This is a genomic window from Rhodococcus sp. F64268 (assembly GCF_023015605.1).
Classification (GTDB): Bacteria; Actinomycetota; Actinomycetes; order Mycobacteriales; family Mycobacteriaceae; genus Rhodococcus.
Map to the genome: position 1 here is coordinate 129,451 of NZ_JALKAI010000011.1, position 17,853 is coordinate 147,303.

At 65.6% G+C, this 17,853-nt stretch carries 19 protein-coding genes and 1 pseudogene; 13 read left to right on the plus strand and 7 right to left on the minus strand.

Going from position 1 to position 17,853, the window contains the following annotated elements; translation table 11 throughout:
* The first annotated feature begins 38 nt into the window (after positions 1–38).
* From MWU77_RS21535 to MWU77_RS21575, 9 genes are all read left to right on the plus strand, one after another.
* Positions 39–737 carry an enoyl-CoA hydratase/isomerase family protein gene (locus tag MWU77_RS21535; protein WP_169685704.1) on the plus strand — a complete coding sequence of 233 codons (699 nt, stop codon included), beginning with the start codon at positions 39–41 and terminating at the stop codon, positions 735–737.
* Between the two features lie 63 nt (positions 738–800).
* A complete protein-coding gene (locus MWU77_RS21540) occupies positions 801–1,961 on the plus strand; it encodes a M20 family metallopeptidase (RefSeq protein ID WP_169685706.1) in 1,161 nt (386 codons plus the stop codon).
* Entirely contained in the window at positions 1,958–3,118 is a 1,161-nt protein-coding gene (locus tag MWU77_RS21545; RefSeq protein ID WP_169685708.1) for a M20 family metallopeptidase, read from the plus strand. Before MWU77_RS21540 ends, MWU77_RS21545 begins: the two co-directional genes overlap by 4 nt.
* 248 nt (positions 3,119–3,366) lie before the next feature.
* On the plus strand, positions 3,367–4,497 hold the full coding sequence (locus MWU77_RS21550; RefSeq protein WP_247274715.1) for a sensor histidine kinase: 1,131 nt from the start codon (positions 3,367–3,369) through the stop codon (positions 4,495–4,497).
* Positions 4,494–5,150, plus strand: coding sequence for a response regulator transcription factor (locus MWU77_RS21555; protein ID WP_247274716.1), 657 nt, complete (start codon positions 4,494–4,496; stop codon positions 5,148–5,150). The genes MWU77_RS21550 and MWU77_RS21555 overlap by 4 nt, the downstream gene beginning before the upstream one ends.
* Before the next feature lie 86 nt (positions 5,151–5,236).
* A complete protein-coding gene (locus MWU77_RS21560; protein ID WP_247274717.1) occupies positions 5,237–6,454 on the plus strand; it encodes a glycosyltransferase 87 family protein in 1,218 nt (405 codons plus the stop codon).
* On the plus strand, positions 6,451–7,557 hold the full coding sequence (locus tag MWU77_RS21565; RefSeq protein ID WP_247274718.1) for a glycosyltransferase family 4 protein: 1,107 nt from the start codon (positions 6,451–6,453) through the stop codon (positions 7,555–7,557). The genes MWU77_RS21560 and MWU77_RS21565 overlap by 4 nt, the downstream gene beginning before the upstream one ends.
* A gap of 107 nt (positions 7,558–7,664) precedes the next feature.
* A complete protein-coding gene (locus MWU77_RS21570) occupies positions 7,665–8,309 on the plus strand; it encodes a hypothetical protein (protein WP_247274719.1) in 645 nt (214 codons plus the stop codon).
* Positions 8,306–8,980 (plus strand): hypothetical protein, encoded by a 675-nt coding sequence (locus tag MWU77_RS21575; RefSeq protein ID WP_247274720.1) that lies wholly within the window; start codon positions 8,306–8,308, stop codon positions 8,978–8,980. Before MWU77_RS21570 ends, MWU77_RS21575 begins: the two co-directional genes overlap by 4 nt.
* A gap of 18 nt (positions 8,981–8,998) precedes the next feature.
* On the opposite strand, the gene MWU77_RS21580 is transcribed toward MWU77_RS21575, so the two are convergent.
* Together MWU77_RS21580 and MWU77_RS21585 are read right to left on the minus strand one after the other, a co-directional pair.
* Complete coding sequence (locus tag MWU77_RS21580) at positions 8,999–9,208, minus strand: DUF4287 domain-containing protein (protein ID WP_247274721.1); 210 nt, start codon at positions 9,206–9,208, stop codon at positions 8,999–9,001.
* Positions 9,209–9,242: 34 nt separating this feature from the next.
* A complete protein-coding gene (locus MWU77_RS21585; protein WP_247274722.1) occupies positions 9,243–9,605 on the minus strand; it encodes a DoxX family protein in 363 nt (120 codons plus the stop codon).
* A gap of 131 nt (positions 9,606–9,736) precedes the next feature.
* Between MWU77_RS21585 and MWU77_RS21590 the strand changes: the two genes are divergently transcribed.
* Positions 9,737–10,573, plus strand: a complete 837-nt coding sequence (locus MWU77_RS21590) for a sigma-70 family RNA polymerase sigma factor (protein ID WP_247274723.1) — start codon at positions 9,737–9,739, stop codon at positions 10,571–10,573.
* Positions 10,574–10,695: 122 nt separating this feature from the next.
* Here the strand turns inward: MWU77_RS21590 and MWU77_RS21595 are convergent, their stop codons facing one another.
* The 5 genes from MWU77_RS21595 to MWU77_RS21615 are packed head-to-tail and all read right to left on the minus strand — an operon-like array spanning position 10,696 to position 16,275.
* Positions 10,696–11,202: a hypothetical protein gene (locus MWU77_RS21595; RefSeq protein ID WP_247274724.1), complete on the minus strand. Its 507-nt coding sequence runs from the start codon at positions 11,200–11,202 to the stop codon at positions 10,696–10,698.
* An 18-nt stretch (positions 11,203–11,220) separates the two neighbouring features.
* A complete protein-coding gene (locus MWU77_RS21600; protein ID WP_247274725.1) occupies positions 11,221–11,982 on the minus strand; it encodes an ABC transporter ATP-binding protein in 762 nt (253 codons plus the stop codon).
* Positions 11,979–13,670, minus strand: a complete 1,692-nt coding sequence (locus MWU77_RS21605; RefSeq protein ID WP_169685725.1) for a dipeptide/oligopeptide/nickel ABC transporter permease/ATP-binding protein — start codon at positions 13,668–13,670, stop codon at positions 11,979–11,981. The genes MWU77_RS21600 and MWU77_RS21605 overlap by 4 nt, the downstream gene beginning before the upstream one ends.
* Complete coding sequence (locus MWU77_RS21610; protein ID WP_169685727.1) at positions 13,667–14,677, minus strand: ABC transporter permease; 1,011 nt, start codon at positions 14,675–14,677, stop codon at positions 13,667–13,669. The genes MWU77_RS21605 and MWU77_RS21610 overlap by 4 nt, the downstream gene beginning before the upstream one ends.
* On the minus strand, positions 14,677–16,275 hold the full coding sequence (locus tag MWU77_RS21615) for an ABC transporter substrate-binding protein (RefSeq protein ID WP_247274726.1): 1,599 nt from the start codon (positions 16,273–16,275) through the stop codon (positions 14,677–14,679). The genes MWU77_RS21610 and MWU77_RS21615 overlap by 1 nt, the downstream gene beginning before the upstream one ends.
* 300 nt (positions 16,276–16,575) lie before the next feature.
* Here MWU77_RS21615 and MWU77_RS21620 point away from each other — a divergent pair, with 300 nt between their 5' ends.
* The 3 genes and pseudogenes from MWU77_RS21620 to MWU77_RS25045 form a co-directional block, all read left to right on the plus strand.
* Entirely contained in the window at positions 16,576–16,866 is a 291-nt protein-coding gene (locus MWU77_RS21620) for a hypothetical protein (protein ID WP_206039465.1), read from the plus strand.
* Positions 16,866–16,967, plus strand: a pseudogene (locus MWU77_RS25040) (hypothetical protein); the annotation flags it as partial. The gene MWU77_RS21620 and the pseudogene MWU77_RS25040, both read left to right, overlap by 1 nt.
* A gap of 140 nt (positions 16,968–17,107) precedes the next feature.
* On the plus strand, positions 17,108–17,853 hold a 746-nt coding region (locus MWU77_RS25045; RefSeq protein WP_247274727.1), incomplete at its 3' end, for a transposase.

Below are 17,853 nucleotides of genomic sequence, written 5' to 3' on the forward strand. Positions count from 1 at the left end.
AGTTACTCGCGAGTAAGGAAGGGGGTATTCTCGTGGTCATGCCATACCTCGAACGCGACGGCGACGTCTTCGTCCTCTATCTCGGCAACCAGGGCGAAGAGATCAACGAGAATCGTTTCCACCCCGACATGCTGATCGAACTGCACCGCAGGCTCGACGAGGTCGAGGAGCACGACGGCCCCACCGCCCTCGTCACCGCTGCAACCGGAAAGTTCTGGAGTAACGGCCTGGACACCGACTGGATCTTCGGCAACCTGGCGGACCTGCCCGGCTATCTGGATTCGGTGCACGAACTCTTCGTGCGGCTCCTGACCTTCCAGGCACCCACGGTCGCGGCCGTACAGGGCCATGCCTTCGGGGCGGGCGCGATGCTCGCCCTCACCCACGACTTCCGGGTGATGCGCGCCGACCGCGGTTTCTGGTGCCTGCCCGAGGTGAACCTGAACATGCCGTTCACCGTCGGCATGTCCGCGCTGATGCGTGAGCGCCTCCCCAGCCGGACCGCGGTCGACGCGATGACAACGGGTCGCCGGTTCGGTGGCGTCGATGCAGTCGCCGCAGGCATCGCCGACCAGCACGTGGACGGCGACGGTGTCCTCGCCGCCGCTGTCGAGAGGGCGGCAGCACTGACCTCGACGCGCGGCAAGAATCTGGGCGGAATCAAGCAAGGACTGCATGCACTGCTGATCGAGGCACTCCGGACGAAGACGGACGAGTCGAACTTCCGCCTGGGCTGACCACCCGACAGGATCGCGTGGCATCGTCGAACACGGCTGTCCGGGCATGACAGACTGGGCAATGTGACGACCGAATCCGACAGTGCGATCGAGACTGTGTCAGACAGCTTGATCGCACTGTCGCATTCGATCCACGCGGAGCCGGAACTGGCGTTCGACGAGCACCGAAGCGCCGCCAAGATCATCGAGGTCCTGCGCGACGCCGGGTTCGAGGTCCGCACCGGCGTTGCCGACCTCCCCACCGCATTCGACGCCCGATACGGCAGCGGTGAGCTCGTGCTCGCTTTCTGTGCCGAATACGACGCGCTCCCCGGCATCGGGCATGCCTGCGGACACAACATCATCGCGGCCTCGTCTGTCGGTGCAGGGATCGGATTGGCCGCGCTCGCGGACGAACTCGGCGTGACAGTCCGTGTGATCGGCACTCCGGCCGAGGAAACCGGTGGCGGCAAGGTCCTCATGCTGGAGCGGGGCGAGTTCGACGGTGTCGGTGCCGCACTGATGGTCCATCCGGGTCCCTTCGACATCACCGGGGCCACGTCGCTCGCGCTCGCCGATATCGCCGTCTCCTACATCGGACGGGAAGCGCATGCCTCCGCGGCACCTGAATACGGGCGCAATGCGGCCGACGCCGCAACCGTCGCGCAGGTCGCGGTAGGTCTCATGCGGCAGCACCTGATGCCGGGGCAGCAGATCCACGGCATCGTCAGCGACGGTGGGGCAGCACCCAACATCGTGCCCGGGCACTCCGAGATGCTCTACTACCTGCGCGCGACCAGCGCAGACCTGCTCGACGATCTCCGCGAACGTGCCGGACGCTGCTTCGAGGCCGGCGCCCTCGCCGCCGGCTGTACCCACAGCATCCGAACCGTGTCACCGACCTACACCGAACTCACTCCCGACCCGTGGCTGGTGCAGGCATATCGTGAAGAGATCATCGGTCTAGGGCGCGCACCGCTGCCCGTCGAAGAGGAAGGGTTCCGCCCGCTGGGCAGCACCGACATGGGAAACGTGACGAACGTCGTGCCAGGAATACACCCCGTCATCGGTCTCGACTCGGGTGGCGCCGTCACACACCAGGAAGCCTTCGCGGCCGCGTGTATCACCGAGTCTGCCGACCGCGCTCTCCTCGATGGTGCTCGTGCACTCGCCGCAACCGCAGCCCGAGTCGCCATCGACCCCGCTCAGCGTGCGCGGCTGCTCGAAGGGGCGGCCCGCCGATGAACCCCTACGTGGAGAAGTGGCTCGACGAGCACGGCGGAGATCTGATCGCGTGGCGCCGCCACATCCACGCGAACCCCGAGCTGGCGCGGCAGGAGTACGCCACCACCGAACTCGTCGCGACCGAGCTGACAGCTGCCGGACTCGCACCCAAGGTGCTCCCACGCGGAACCGGTCTGATCTGCGATCTCGGGCCGACGGACGGGCCACGCATCGCCCTGCGCGCCGACATGGATGCCCTTCCGCTTCAGGAGATGACAGGTCTTACCTTCTCGTCGACTGTTCCCGGCGTCTCGCACGCGTGCGGGCACGACGCACACACCACCGTGTTGCTCGGGACGGGTCTGGCGCTCGCGTCGGTTCCCGAACTCCCCGTCGGTGTCCGGCTGGTGTTCCAGCCCGCGGAGGAGGTCATGCCCGGTGGTGCTCTCGATGTCGTCGCGGCCGGAGGTCTCGACGGGGTGTCCAGAATCTTTGCGTTGCACTGCGACCCGCGGCTCGAAGTGGGAAAGGTGGGAATGCGGGTCGGGGCGATCACCTCGGCGGCCGACACCATCGAACTTGTCCTCGATTCACCCGGCGGGCACACGTCGCGTCCGCATCTGACGGGCGACCTCGTCTACGGGCTCGGCACCGTGATCACCGGACTTCCCGGCATGCTCAGCCGCCGCATCGATCCGCGCACGGGCACCGTCATGGTGTGGGGTGCGGTCAGCGCGGGGAAGGCCCCGAACGCCATCCCACGTACCGGCATGCTCGCGGGTACCGTGCGCACGGGTGACCATGAGACCTGGGAGTTGCTCGAACCGATGGTCCGCGAGATTGTGCACGGTCTTCTTGCGCCCACCGGAGTGAGCTACGAACTCCACTACCGCCGCGGTGTGCCGCCCGTCGTCAACGACGAGGCTTCCGCGCGGATGTTCGAGAATGCCATTCACGCTGCAGGCCCCGGCATGCTCTCCGATACACCGCAATCCGGTGGCGGGGAAGATTTCTCGTGGTACCTCGAACAGATCCCGGGTGCGATGGGGCGGCTCGGCGTGTGGTCGGGGTCGGGCCCGGAACTCGACATCCACCAGCCGACGTTCGATCTCGACGAACGGGCACTTCCGGTGGGTGTGCGGGTACTGACCAACCTTGCGCTCGGGCCGGTCGGATAGCTTCACCGCGCGACGGTGCGGACTCCTCGGCAGGATAAATAGCTCTCCGGGGGGATGTCCGACGACGAACCATCGACCTAGTGTCGGGTGTGCTCCATACGAGACCGAGGGCGAGCGCCCCATCATCACGTGTCCGGGATGTCGCCTCCGGCCAGGTCCGGGCCGTTGTCGAAGCGTGGACACCGGAGACGTCCTACGCCCCACTGCGCCCGCGCGGACGCAGCGGGACACCGGGTCTCGTCTGTGCGGTGCTGTTGCTGACCCTGCTGTTCGGCACGTCGGTCGGACAGCTGACCGACATGGTGCCGTGGGTCGTGGCGGCCTACTTGCTCGGGGCGGTACAAGTGCTTCCGCTGGTGTTCGTATTCGCGAGCCCGCTGGTGACCTGGCAATTGATGACCTTCGGGTTTGCTGCGGGCACGGTCTCGGGGCTGGCCCAGGACGAAGTCGTGCCATGGCCGGTCGCAAGTTGCATCGCGGCCGCGATAGCACTGATCGCACTCGCCTCGGACCGGCCGCTCCGGGTGGTGTCGGCTGCGGCGTCGACGTCCCTGCTCCTGGTCGTCCTCCCTGCAATGTGGACGGTCGGTCTGCCGCTGCATGCGGTCGCGATGATTGCTGTTGCCGCCACGGGGATCGTGTCTGCCGGCGCGGTCTTTCGGCGACTGCGCGCGGCCGAGACACATCTGGTCGTGGAACGAGGGCTGCGCCGCGAACAGGAACACCGCGAAGCCATCGCCCGCGAGCGCACTCGCATCGCACGCGAGTTGCACGACGTGGTTGCCCACCATATGTCGATGATCGCGGTTCAGTCACAGGCCGCGACATTCACACATCCGGAACTGCCGGCCGGTGTTCACTCCACATTCGACGACATCCACGCGGCGGCAGCGACCGCGTTGACCGAGATGCGCAGGGTCGTCGACGTCCTCCGAGGCCCCGAAACGGAGGGCGGATCGGAGGCCCCCACACTCGACGCACTCGACGACCTGGTCGCGAGATGGTGCGGTTCATCGGGGCAACAGGTGGACCTGCGAGTACACGGGGATCCGGACACAGTACCGACGGAGATATCGTGCGCGATGTACCGCATCCTCCAGGAAGCGCTGACCAATGCACATCGGCACGGTGCAGGAAACGGCGTGGCCGTCGAGATCCGGATCGGAGCGGGACATTCACGCCTCACGGTGGGTAACGCCATCGTGCCGGGCCACCCGGCGTCCGACGGTGGCGGGCACGGGCTCATCGGAATACGCGAACGGGTCGCCGCGTACGGCGGGACCGCGGAGACGGGCCCCGACGAGAACGGACGGTTCGTCGTCGATGTCGAGTTCGACCATCGTGCTGTGGCACACGCCGGACTCAGGAAGGAGCGGTGATGATTCGCGTGGTGGTGGCCGACGACCAGGCACTCGTCCGCGACGGCATTGCCGCGGTACTGAACACTCAGAGCGACATCGACGTGGTGGGATCTGCGGAGGACGGCGCGGCGGCGGTCGAGCTCATTGCAGCGTCGGATCCCGACGTCGCGGTCCTCGACATCCGCATGCCCAGGCTCGACGGAATCCGCGCTGCGGAGGCGATACTCACCAGGCCGGGCAATCGCACCAGAGTGCTGATGCTGACCACCTTCGACCTCGACGACTACGTGTACGACGCGCTGAGTCTCGGCGCCAGTGGATTCCTCCTGAAACAGTCGCCCGCATCGGATTTCATCAGCGGAGTCCGCGCGGTGGCAGCGGGGGAGTCGATGCTCGCGCCGTCGGTCACCACGCGCCTGATCGCCGAATTCGCCAGGCGCAAGGGCACTGCGGTCGTGGAATCCGGTCGGGCGTCGGTGTTGACGCCGAGGGAACAGGAAGTCCTGCGGGTGATGGCGCGCGGCATGTCGAATCCGGAGATCGCGTCGGAGCTGTCGGTGGCGGAGGAGACGGTGAAAACCCACATCGGGCGAATCCTCGGGAAGCTGGGCCTGCGCGACCGCACTCAGGCGGTCGTCTACTACTTCGAGCATGTCCAGGGCCGGGCCTGAGCGCTCGGGGTAGCTCGCCCGAGCTACCCCGAAAATCGCTGTTGCAGGGGATGTTCGGATGATCATGCGTCCGTAGCGTTTTCCGCATGCTACTCGAGCGCATGCACATTCAGGACCGGGCACGTTTCATCCCGGCCGGTCTGTTCGCCCATCGATGGACCCTGACCTATACGGCCTTTTCCGTGGTCGTTCTCGCCTACGGGGTAGTGACGCAGCTGCATCCGCATCGCGTCTGGGCGCTGTGGGCAGTCGCCGGATATGCGGTGGCAGCTGTGCTTGCAGCGAGGCGGCGCCTCACAGCGGCCGCGGTGTCTGCGGTGATCGGCGCCGTGGTGGCGCCGGGAACGGCGCTGATCACTACACGCACCGCGCAGCTCGAGGTGTCGGTGGTCGCGGAGTCGGCCGCTTCCCTGATCGCCACGGGCAGCCCCTACGTTCCGGGCCCGTCGGTGCTCGCCGAGTACAACCCGTACGGCCCTGCGATGACCCTCTTCGGCGCACCTTCGCAGCTTCTTCCGGAGAACAGGATCGGTGATCCGCGAATCTGGTTCGCACTGATCTTCGTCATGGGTGTCCTGCTGGCGTCGAAGCTGGTCCTGGCGCGGCCGCTTCCGCGACGTTCCCGAACGCAGCTCATGGTTCTGATCGCGTCGCCCGTGGTTGCGCTGCCCATGGTGGTCGGAGGAGTCGATCTTCCGGTTGTCGGTGGAGCACTTCTCGGTCTTGCGGCGGCGACCCGAGGCAAGGTGGTGACGACGGCGGTGTCGTTCGCCTTCGCCTGCGCTCTCAAGCCGCTCGCGGTCCCGGTTCTCGTGGTCGCGTTGGTTCTGATGTGTGCGCTATACGACCGCCGGACGGCCCTGCGGGCAGGGTCGGCATGCACCGCTCTGACGTTCGTGTTCCACATTCCGGTCTTCGCCGATCCGGCGGCCTTCGTCCGGCACACGCTGCTCTTCCCGTTGGGGCGCACGGACGTCGTGACCCCGGCCGGAGAGTCGCTCGTCGGAGGGGCACTGACGCGTCTGGTGCCGTACGGCGCGACGCTCATCTCGGCCGTTCTGGCCGTCGCAGTGGTCTGTGCTGCAGTGGTGCTGGTGCGGAATCCGCCGGACACCTTCGTTCGAGCCGCCTCGTTCGCCGCGGCGGGCCTCACGGTTCTCTTCCTGCTCGCACCCACTTCGCGGTTCGGGTACTTCGTCTATCCCCTGGTGCTCGGTGGAACGGCAGCAGTGTGCGCCTTGGAATCGACCCGTCGCTCCGTGGGGACAAGGGCGCTCCCGGGCCGGATGGAGGTGTCCCGGTGAACTCGAAGAACCGCATCCTGGTCGTGACCAACGATTTCCCTCCCAGACAAGGGGGTATCGAAACGTTCGCGTTCGAAATGGTCCGCCGCTTCGATCCGGCTGACGTGATCGTCTACACCTCAGCGGAACCGGGTGCCTTCAATCATGATGAGCAGATGCCGTTTCGGGTGATCAGGGATCGTTCGCGCATGCTCCTTCCCACTAGGGGTGTGGCACGGACGGTGCAGTCGATCGCGATCGAGTTCGGGTGTGATCGTGTCTGGTTCGCCGCGGCCGCGCCGCTCTCGTCTCTTGCACGTCCCCTCCGCGCGGTCGGTGTGAAGCGCATGATCGCCTCCAGCCACGGGCACGAAACCTGGTGGGCGAAACTGCCGCCGACCCGGGCATGGTTGCGGCACATGGCTGACGGTGTGGATGTGTTCACCTACATCAGCGACCACACCGAGGCAGTGCTGCGGTCTGTCGTACCCGACCGAACGTGCTTCACGAAGCTGTCCCCGGGTGTCGACGTCGGCCTGTTTGCGGCACCGAAACGACACCGTCCCGATCGGGCACACAGGGCACCGGTGATCGTGTGCGTTGCGAGACTCGTGCGCAGAAAAGGACAGGACGCTTTGATCCGGGCTATGCCGATGATCCGCGACCGCCACCCGGGCACCCGTCTCGTGTTGGTCGGCGACGGGCCGCGCCGTCGTGACCTGCAGGCGCTTGCGCAGCGACTCGGCTTGATCGACGCGGTGACCTTCGCCGGCGGTCTTCCTCACTCTCGGATTCCCGCCGTGCTCGCAGCATCGGACATCTTCGCGATGCCCTGCCGAACTCGCCGGGCGGGGTTCGAGGAGGAAGGACTCGGCATCGTGTTCCTGGAGGCGTCCGCGGCAGGACTTCCGGTCATTGCGGGAAACTCGGGTGGTGCGCCGGAAACTGTCCGCGCAGGTGCAACAGGCTTGGTGACGGCGAACGATGCAGAGTTGTCGAGGGCTTTGCTCATGCTGCTCGACGACGCTGACGCTGCGGCCCGAATGGGCAGCGCCGGACGGGAGTGGGCGCAGGGCTGGTCATGGGATGCGACCTGGAGGACGCTCGCCGGTCTCCTGCAGTGAGACCGTTGAGGAGAGGCATGAAAGTTGACCTTCTGTTAAGAAAGCCTTACCTTATGTGTCGTTGCGTCACCTTACGAGCGTCCTGCTCGACCTAACGGAAGAGTCCTGTGTCAGCACCTGAACGCATCGCTCCCGACCCAGGCGAATCCGCCTCCGCCGCAGTCGCTCCGGTCCTACGAATCACCATGGGAAGCGACACTCTCGCGGGGGGCGTCCACGGCGACCCCCGGCTCGGGGAGGTCGACCTCTACCGCCTCCCGAACACGGACCTCTCGTCGGTGCGGGGCCTGATCGTCGGTGGCGGTTCCGACCAGATCTTCCTCGAGCGGAACCGGGAACTGCTCACCCGGTTCGTGACCTCTGGTGGCCGAATCGCGGTCATGGGTCATGTGCTCACCGATTTCCTTCCGGGACTGGGTGTGTGGCGCAAACTGGCCTACACGGGACCGAAGGATCTGGCGATCACCCTCGGCGATCCGCATCCGGTCTGGGACGGGGTCGACCCGGTCGACCTGAGCACGCGCAAAGGCGTCACAGGCTTCTATGCGCGCGGCTATATCGACAAGCTCCCGGAAGATGCGATCGTCACCACCCGGATCGGCCGGCATGCACTTCCGCTTGACTACGTGTACCCGCTGGGGGAAGGTCAGGTGCTCGCACACGGCGGCAACGACCTCACCGGCTGGGCAAACGACCCCAACAGCTCCTCGAAACTGACGACGCAACTCATCGATTGGCTGGTGCAGCAGTGACGACCATCGAACCATTCCTTCGCAGCGACCGTGCTCTCCGGCGTGGCAAGCGGCTCGCGATCGTTCACGGTGGCACCTACTACCACCTGCAGACGATGAAGGACCCCGCGGTATTGGCATACCAGCCGGACTTCCTCTACCTGCCGGAACTCGAAGACGGCGACCTCGACGAGTACGACACCGTGATCGTCGGGGAGCGCCTCCATCCGGAACTCGTCGCCAAGAACGCAGCGCAGTTCCGCTCCGTGCCCGAGCGCGGCGCGACCATCGTCGCCCTCGGCGAAAGTGGCGCCCACAACTGGCTTCCGGGCGTGAAGTGGGAGCAGCGACCCACGAACTTCTGGTGGTGGCTCACGAAGGAGGATCCCATGATCCGCACTCGCAGCCACGATCACGAATCGTGGCAGTACCTGACTTCGAAATCGGTGATCTGGCACCACCACGGCATCTACAACACCGATGCCGATGTCGTGCCGTTACTGGTATCGGAAGAACCCGACGCCGAAGGCAATTCGCACGACGCAGGCATGATGCTGTACGAGGACACCGTAACCACGCCCGGCCGCATCATCGCGACCACACTGGATCCGATGTACCACCACGGCAGCAACTTCATGCCGGGCGCGACCCGCTTCCTCTATGCTCTCTTACGCTGGGTCGACAACACCTGAGCGCGTGCGCGTCCGCGTCTAGGTTCCGGACTCCCTCAGCACGTGCGCGACAAGTGCATTCGCGTGCCCATGACCCATTCCGTAATCGGCCTTCAACCACTTCACGAGTTCCATGTGCTTGCTGAGATCCGACGCGCGGATCAGTGTCTTCCATTCCTCGATCGGACGGCCGTACTTCTTCTCGATCGATGGGAAATACGATTCGGGGCCCTTCGCCTTGTCGGTCATGATCGAAAGGTTAGCGGTCGGGGGTGACAAAGAATCACGGGTTGATCGCGAGATGTGTCAGATACGCAGTGGACGTCATGGCAAGGAGCAGAAAAGCACCCGGGAAGGCGATGTTGTAGAGCACCCGGGCTCTGAGGTGGACGACGATGGCACCGACGAAGAACAGTACCAATCCGATACCGGCCGCGACCCCGAGCCATGGCACGGCCAGCAATCCCACAGCAAGCCCGAGCGCTCCCGACGCTTTGAGTGTTGCCAGGGTCGGCAGAGCGTTCACCGGAACATGTACCTCGGCGGAATTCGCCAGCACGAAACCGGCCTCGGCATAGTCGGCGGCTGCGACGAATGCGTTCGCGGTGATGCACACGATCGTCGCGATGAACAGGACGGTAGTCATTTGATGTCCGGCGCGATTACTCTCCGTTCGTAGGAGTGGGAGCGCCGTCCTCCTTCCGGTCGAGTCGAATGTGGCGAGGAGAACTCGTCTCGTTCATCCCGACGTCCCACACGGTGGAAAGGTGACACCCGGTGATATCGGTCGCGGACTTCGAAGCCGCCCGCCCGCCGCTCACAAGGGTCGCGTTCCGGTTACTGGGATCGATACACGACGCCGAAGACGCCGTGCAGACGACCTGGATCAGGGCATCGACCGCAGACTCCGGTGACATCCGGAACCCGACCGCGTGGTTGACGACGATCCTCACGCGTGTCTGTCTCGACCAACTACGAACTCGCCGCCGGCACCGCGAGGAACCCTTGCTCACAGACGCGATCCCCGCAGAGGAACTTGCAGCGGACGAACAGTACATACAGCGCGAGCAGGTGTCCCGTGCGCTTATGGTGCTGCTGGGGTGTCTGACCCCGGCGCAGCGTGTCGCCTACGTCCTCCACGACCTGTTCGGTGTCCCGTTCGCAGAGGTGGCGCACACCTTGAACACCGGCACGGTCAACGCGAAGAAGCACGCCAGCCGAGCCCGACGATGCATCGAAGAGGCGCAGTCTCCACCTGCCGCCGCAGACGATTCGGTCGTCGACGCGTTCCTCACCGCCGCCGCAGGCGGTGACATCGACCGGATGCTGTCACTGATGACGGACGATTGTGAGCGGATCGTCGACCCGACCCTGGCGCCGCCCGGCACTGCATCGGTCGTCACTGGTGCCCGCGCGGTCGCGGAGGAAACCACGCTGTTCGTCGACCGCATTCGCGCACTCACACGTATGACCGTGGGTGGACGGCACGCCCATGTCGTCGCTCCAGGTGGGCGCGTGCTTGCACTTCTCGACATCGAGACTCGGAGCGGACTGGTCGGCCGAATCCGCATCACCCGGGTGGATCACGCCGAATTCGCATCACGATTCCGGTGAGGACTGCGATTGCGGTCCCTCCCGCAGCGGTGCCCATGACGAGGAGAAGCAGGCCCACGACCCACAGTCCGCTCTCGTCGCTCCGGACGCGTTCATCTGCAGCGTCGAATACGGCCCGGCGACTACCCGACGATGTCGTAGACCTCGTCTGCCGGCGCTGCGAGCAGACGATCGGCCATCTCCTGCTTGAGGACTGTCAACCGGGCGTCTTCCGCTTCGGTGCGATCCGCCTTGCGACCGAGCTCGATGAACTCGTCGGCGACGAAACCATCGCGGATCTCGAGCCGAACAGAGGTACCTCTGTAGGTGAGCACGAACACGTACCGCTCGAGGGTGGCGCCGCGGTCGGTGCGCTCGAGCGACGAGTCCACGGTGAACCGGCCCTCTGTGACGGCACGGGTGACCACCTCGAACGTGTCGCGGACGCCTGGACCACGGTGTGCTGTGGAAACGGAGATCTCGCGGCGCTCGGCCGGACCATCGGGACTCAGGGCAGGTAACGCACGTTCGAGGACTTTGACCGCATGGGCGACGCCTCCGGGGAAGCCCGGGCCGTGGTATTTCAGGATGTCGTCGACGGTGAAGTCGACGGACATCTCGTTGTCGATCAGATTCAGATGTGCAGACATATCGTCCTTGTCGTCCTGTCAGTGTGTGCCGGTAGCGGCCGACACGAGTGCCGCCGTGTACTGGTGAGAGGGGTTGGTGAGTACTTCGGTGGAGCTTCCGGTTTCGACGACCCTCCCGTCCTGCATGACCATCAACGTGTCGCAGCTGCGGGCTGCCAGCGCCAGGTCGTGGGTGATGTGGAGGACCGCGAGATCCTGGGTGCGCGCAAGTTCCGACATCAGATCGACGATCTCCACGCGAAGGGACGCGTCGAGTCCGCTGGTGGGTTCATCGGCAAGCAGTAGTCGGGGATGCGTCACGAGCGCCCGCGCGAACGCGACGCGTTGTCGCTGACCGCCGGACAGCTCGTGCGGGTATCGGCCGGCGAAATCGGCTGCCGGTGTGAGCCGCACCGAACCGAGCGCGTCGAGCACGGCGTCGCGCCGGCTCGTCTTGTCGCCGATTCGGTGGATCACCATCGGCTCCGCGACGATGTCGCCCACCCGCATTCCGGGTGGGAGCGAGGCGTACGGGTCCTGGAAGATCAGATGCATGCCGCGCCGGACAGTCCTGCTCGTGCGGCGCGGAGCGGCCACGAGATCGACGCCGTCGAAGGCGATGCTGCCGGACGTCGCGGGCACGAGCCCGGCGATCGCGCGGGCCACCGTGGACTTCCCGGCACCCGAACCGCCCACCAGAGCAATGGATTCCCCGGACTCGATCCGCAGACTCACGTCGGTGACCGCAGGCACCCCACCGAATACCACAGACAAGGAGTCGGCCTCCAGCAACGGGCTCATCGGACCACCTCTTCCCGGAGGAAATCGAGCCTTGGCGCGGACTCGACGAGAGTGCGGGTGTAGGAATGCTGCGGATCGGTGGAGATCTGCGAGGCCGTGCCGATCTCGACGAGATCGCCGTCCTTCATCACCGCGATACGATCGGCGATCCGTTCGATCACCGGCAGATTGTGCGTGACGATGAGCAGTGCGAGCGAATAACGCGTGCGCAGGTCGTCGAGCAGTGCCAGTACCTCCGCCTCACGGAGGACATCGAGGCCGCTGGTCGGTTCGTCGGCGATCACCACATCCGGCTCGTTGGCCAACGCCATCGCGATCACGACCCGCTGTCGCATACCGCCGGAGAGTTGGTGCGGATACGAATCGGCACGATCGGCTCCGAGCCCCACCTGGGTCAGGAGTTCGGCGGTTCGATCCCGAGCTTCACGTCGTGTGCACCTGCGGTGTGTACGAATGGCCTCGTCGAGCTGAGACCCGATGGTGCGCACGGGGTTCAGTGCGCTCAAAGCCTCCTGCGGGATGAGGGAGATCCGGTTCCCGCGTATTTCTCGGAACTCGTCTTTCGACAGTGTTGCGACATCTCGGCCGGACACGAGGATCCGTCCCGAGGTGATCTGTGCGGCGGAAGGCAGCAGTCCGATCGTGGCAGCGGCCACGGTGGACTTGCCGCTGCCCGACTCGCCGACGAGACCGACGAGTTCACCGGGCGCAACGGTGAAGGAGACATTCGTTGCGCCGCGGCCGTTCTCGCCGTACACCACCGTCAAATCGTCGACGATGAGGGGTGCGGTCGGATTCTCCTCGGTCACAGGGATATCGACCGGGCGAGTCTTCCGGCGCAGACGTGACCGCGCACGGGTGAGAACCGGGCGTGACCGCTCTTCGATAGCGTTCCCGAGCAACGCGAACCCGAGTACCGTGACCGCGATGGCGATGCCGGGTGGCAGGACCCACCACACCCACGCGTCGGTGAGAAACGCATTGCGTGCGTGTGCCATCGACAGCATCGAACCCCAGCTCGCCGCCGAGATGTCGCCGAGTCCGAGGAATGCCAGTGACGCTTCGAGCAGGATCGCGGTCTTGACGGTGAGCACGAACTGCGGGATCACGAGCGGGAAGATGGCCGGGAGAATGTGCCGGCGTAGCACATACAGCGGGCCGGCGCCCATTGCCCGTTCCGCCTGGATGTAGTCCCTCTCGCGCAGCGTGAGCACCTGCGACCGCAGTTCCCGGGCCAGGCCCGCCCACAGCACCGCCGAGATCACTGTGATCTGTGTGGTCAGGCCGGGGCCGGCGAAGACTCCGATGACGATGGTCAGCGGCAGTACCGGCAACGACAGGATCACGTCGACGACGCGCATCAGGATTGCATCGGTGGCTCCGCGCAGGTATCCGGCGGCAATGCCCACCACGGTGCCGATCGTCGTTGCGACGAGTGCGGCAACCACGCCGACGAACAGCGAGATCTGGGCGCCGTGGATGAGCATCGACAGCAGATCGTGTCCCACGTCGTCCGCGCCGAGAAGGTGCTCGGCCGACGGCTTGGAGAACGGTCGTGTGACGCGCTCGGTCGGGTCGTACGGCGCGAGCCACGGTGCGGCGACCGCGCACAGCAGAGGGATGCCCAGAATGACGGTGCCCACGAGTGCGAGGCGCTGCGAGCGGGTTTTCGTGCCGAGAAGCGTCATGCCGGTATCCCTTCCGGTGATCGAGCGTCGTGCCGCTTCGCTGCGGTCCGGTCCTTGCGCACCCGCGGGTCCAGCAACGGATACGTCAGGTCCGCGAGCAGATTCGCCGCGATGATGCCGACGGTGGCGAGCAGGAACGCACCCTGAAGCAGCGGATAGTCACGTGCGGTGACAGCGTCGAAGGTGAGCTTGCCCAGACCGGGATAGGCGAAGACGGACTCGACGACGACAGCTCCCGACAGCAGCACACCCACGGTGAGGGTGAGCGTGGTGTACACGGGCAGCAGAGCGTTGCGCAGGGCGTGTCCGACCGCGACACGGAACTCGCCGAGTCCCTTCGCACGGGCGAGCCGGATGAACGGCTCGTCCAGCACGCCCACCATCGACGCACGGGTCATGAGGAAGAACCCGCCGATACCGGCGATGGTGAGCGTCGCGACGGGGAGAGCCATGCGGGACGCGACTTCGGCGAGCCATTCGAATCCGGTGGCATCGAATGAGGCCGCGCCGTACGACGGGAACCACCCGAGGGTCACCGAGAATACCGCGATGAGGATCATGCCGATCCAGAAACCGGGCATCGAGTCGATCGCGAGGACCGTGACGACGGTCCCGGTTTCCTTCGCGGAGCCACGGCGCCATGCCGCCCATGCGCCGAGCAGAGAGCCGATGACGAATGCGAGTAGCGTTCCGATGCCGACCAGTGCGATCGTCCACGGAAGCTTCTCCCACAGCACATCGAGAACGGGACGATTGTGCTGCACGGACATTCCGAGATCTCCGTGCACCAGACCGGACCAGAAGGAGACGTACTGTTCGAGGATCGGCCGGTCGAGCCCGTAGTCTGCGCGCATCTGCGCGATGTACTTCGGGTCGAGCGACTGCTGGTCGCCGCCGTAGAGATAGTTGACGGGATCACCCGGTGCCAGGTGCGGTAGCGCGAAATTCAACGTCACCGCGGCCCACAGAACCAGGGCGTACTGCCCCGCCCGGCGCAGGACGGTCATCAGTCCTGCGGCGCTTCCGCGTTCGCGGCGTCGACGACGTCGAAGGGCAGGAACGACCACTTGTGGACGATGCCGTAGCCGGGGGTCTCGACCCATCCGGCGAATCGGTCGGAGCGGAACGCCCAGGTCTCGTCCGGGTAGTACAGGGCGATGGCGGTGGGCTGGCGGTTGAACAGTTCCTGCATCTCCTGCATCGCTGCGATGCGCGACTCATTGGTCTCGGTGACGCGCCACTTCTCGTACAGCGCATCGAATTCCGGGTAGGCGAGATCGGGATGCTTCCACAGGTTTCCCGAGCGGTGCGACATGATGAACTGTGTGGAGTCGGCCACCGCATGTGGGCTGTTCGTAGTGACGTAGAGGTCGAAGTTCTTCTTCGCAGAGGCGTCCGAGAGCGACCCGGCGTCGAGCGGGCTGACGACGACGTCGATACCGACCTCGGCGAAGTCCTCCGCAATCAATTCGGCGGCGCGGACCTGCGGCGCGTCACCACCGTTGACGATCAACGTGAACGCCGCGGCCTCTCCGGCCGGGTTCTCGCGCGTACCGTCGCCGTCCACGTCCTTCCACCCGAGTGAGTCGAGCAGCGCGGTGGCCTGAGCCGGGTCGTACGGGGTGTTGGCGTCCGGATCGGCGAACGGTGCATCCGGATGGACGTAGCCCTGGGTGCCGGGGCGGCCCTGACCGAGGCCGACGATGTCGAGCATCTGATCGCGATCCACCGCGAAGTTCAGTGCGGCACGGAAGTCGGCCTGTGCGAAGGGTTCACGGGTGAAGTTGAGCTTCAGCTCGGGGTAGGTCAGCGGCGCCACGGTGATGGTGCCGATGTCGTTCGATGCGGTGAACTGATCGACCAACTCCGGGGTGAGCGCGCGATCGACCGCGTCGACCTGGCCGGAGCTGAGAGCGGTGAATGCGGCCGAAGAATCGGCGATCACCGGCATGACCAGTTCGTCGACCGTCGGAGCACCGGGGAAGTAGTCGGCGTTGGCCTCGAACTTGTACCCGGTGGTGGGGCTGTAGTCGACGAGCTGGAACGGCCCGGTGCCGATCGGGAGGTCGGTCACCTCCTTCGCCTTCGAGGGGTCGACCTTCGACCAGATGTGCTCGGGGAGGACGGGAAGATCGGCGAGCGTGACCGTGCCGAGTTCGGGGCAAGCGTAGTCGCACACGAACCGCACCGAGGTCGGGCTCGTCGCTTCCACCGTCGAGATCGACGGTGTGTCGTTGACGTGGTGTGTGAAACGTCCGGTCGGCGCGGCATGCATGTAGTGGAAGCTGAAAGCGACATCGTCGGCGGTGAACGCTTCGCCGTCGTGCCAGTTCACGTCGTCCCGCAGATCCACCTCCCAGGTCGTGGCGTCGACCTGTCGGACCTCGGTGGCCAGCCACGGCTGCGGTTCGGCGACGTACGGCGAGGGGGAGAGCAACTTGTCGTAGACGAGCTCGGTCATCTGGTCGGATGCACCGGCGAAGATGTTGAGGGGTCCCGTGTCCTTCGCGACGGCGACTGTCAGGGACTCGGCTTCTGCCGGCCCGTTCGCGCTGGACGATGACGTGTCGGACGAGCCGCATGCGGCCGCGAGAAGCGCGGGCATCAGGATCAGTGCGGGTACGGCAGAGCGCGCTCCCGCCGATCGGGGCGTGGCGGGTCCACGCCGGTTACTACGAATCACGAGGGGTCCACACTCTTTCTCGATGCCAAGATTGGCTTACCTAAGTTTGGTTAGCGTGACCTTATACCACCGCTCGACAATGCAGAAAGGTGTGGTTCCGAACCCGGTATCAGGGCTCGGAACCACACCTTCGAGAAAGGGGTTACGAACTGCTCGACATTCTGTGAGCAAATGTGAACAAACATGATCGAAGGTGTTCACAATGCGTGTGAAGCCGACCGAATGGGCGCACCCACAGGCTACATGTCGGACCCCTCTGCGAGCATGATCATCGTGACGTACCGCAACCGTCCGGTCCGGCTCGGAGCCCTGCACCCAACGGCGGCCCTGCCGGCGCAGGGCTGCCGCAGGATCGTGGCGGGCGACCATGGCCAGCAACACGATCCGGTGCGGGACCTCATCGAGGATCCGACCTCGAGGTGTCCCCGCCTCTACCGCCACAGCCACGCGCGCACTCGTGCGATGCGGCCGGTCACCACCACGCATCACCGGCCTGTCGAGGCGAGATCCTGATGGCCAGATTCGAGATCCCCGACGGCTGGACCGCGCAGGCCTACACGTTCGCGCTCGACCCCACACCCACCCAGATACGAGCATTCCGCTCGCACGCCGGCGGGGCCCGTAAAGCGCACAACACGATGCTCGCCGCCGTGAAAGCGGTCATGAACCAGCGGCAAGCCGAACGCACCTACGGCCTCGACGAGGACGAGTTGACACCCGCATTGGGGTGGTCACTGCCTGCGTTGCGCAAGCAGTGGAACGCCCGCAACACGAGGTGGCGCCGTGGTGGGCCGAGAACTCCAAGGAGGCATACAACTCCGGGTTGGACGCGCTCGCTCGGGGATTGGACGCGTGGTCGAAGTCCCGCAAAGGTACGCGGGCCGGGAAAACCATCGGGTTCCCGAGATTCAAGACTGCGAAGTCCCGCAGGTCGGTGCGGTTCACCACCGGCACCATCCGTGTCGAGACCGACCGGCATCATGTCACCCTGCCGAGGTTGGGGCGGATCCACACCTGCGAATCGACCCGGAAACTGGCCCGCCGGATCGAGGCGGGCACCGCCCGGATCCTGTCTGCCACCTTGTCCGAGGATTCGGCGGGTCGGTGGCATGTGGCGTTTCAGGTTCTCGTGCACCGTGCTGTCGCCGTGCCGGGGCATGTCGGTGAGGGTGAGTCGGTGGTCGGTGTCGACGTCGGCGTCAAAGCCGACTCCCTGATCGTTGCAACACCGGACGGACGCGAACTCGACCGGGTTCCGGCACCGAAGTCGCTGACCGCTGCCCAAGCCCGGCTGCGGGTATTGCAGCGCAGGGCCGCGCGGCAGCGTGGTCCGTACGACCCGTCGACCAAGACGAAACGGCGGCCGTCGAAGCGGTGGGTGCGGCAGCAACGCCGGATCGGGCGCACCCATGCGCATGCGGCGGCGGTGCGACGCGACGTGGTGCACAAGCACACCACCGCCCTGGCCCAGCGGCATCGGGTGATCGTGGTGGAGACGTT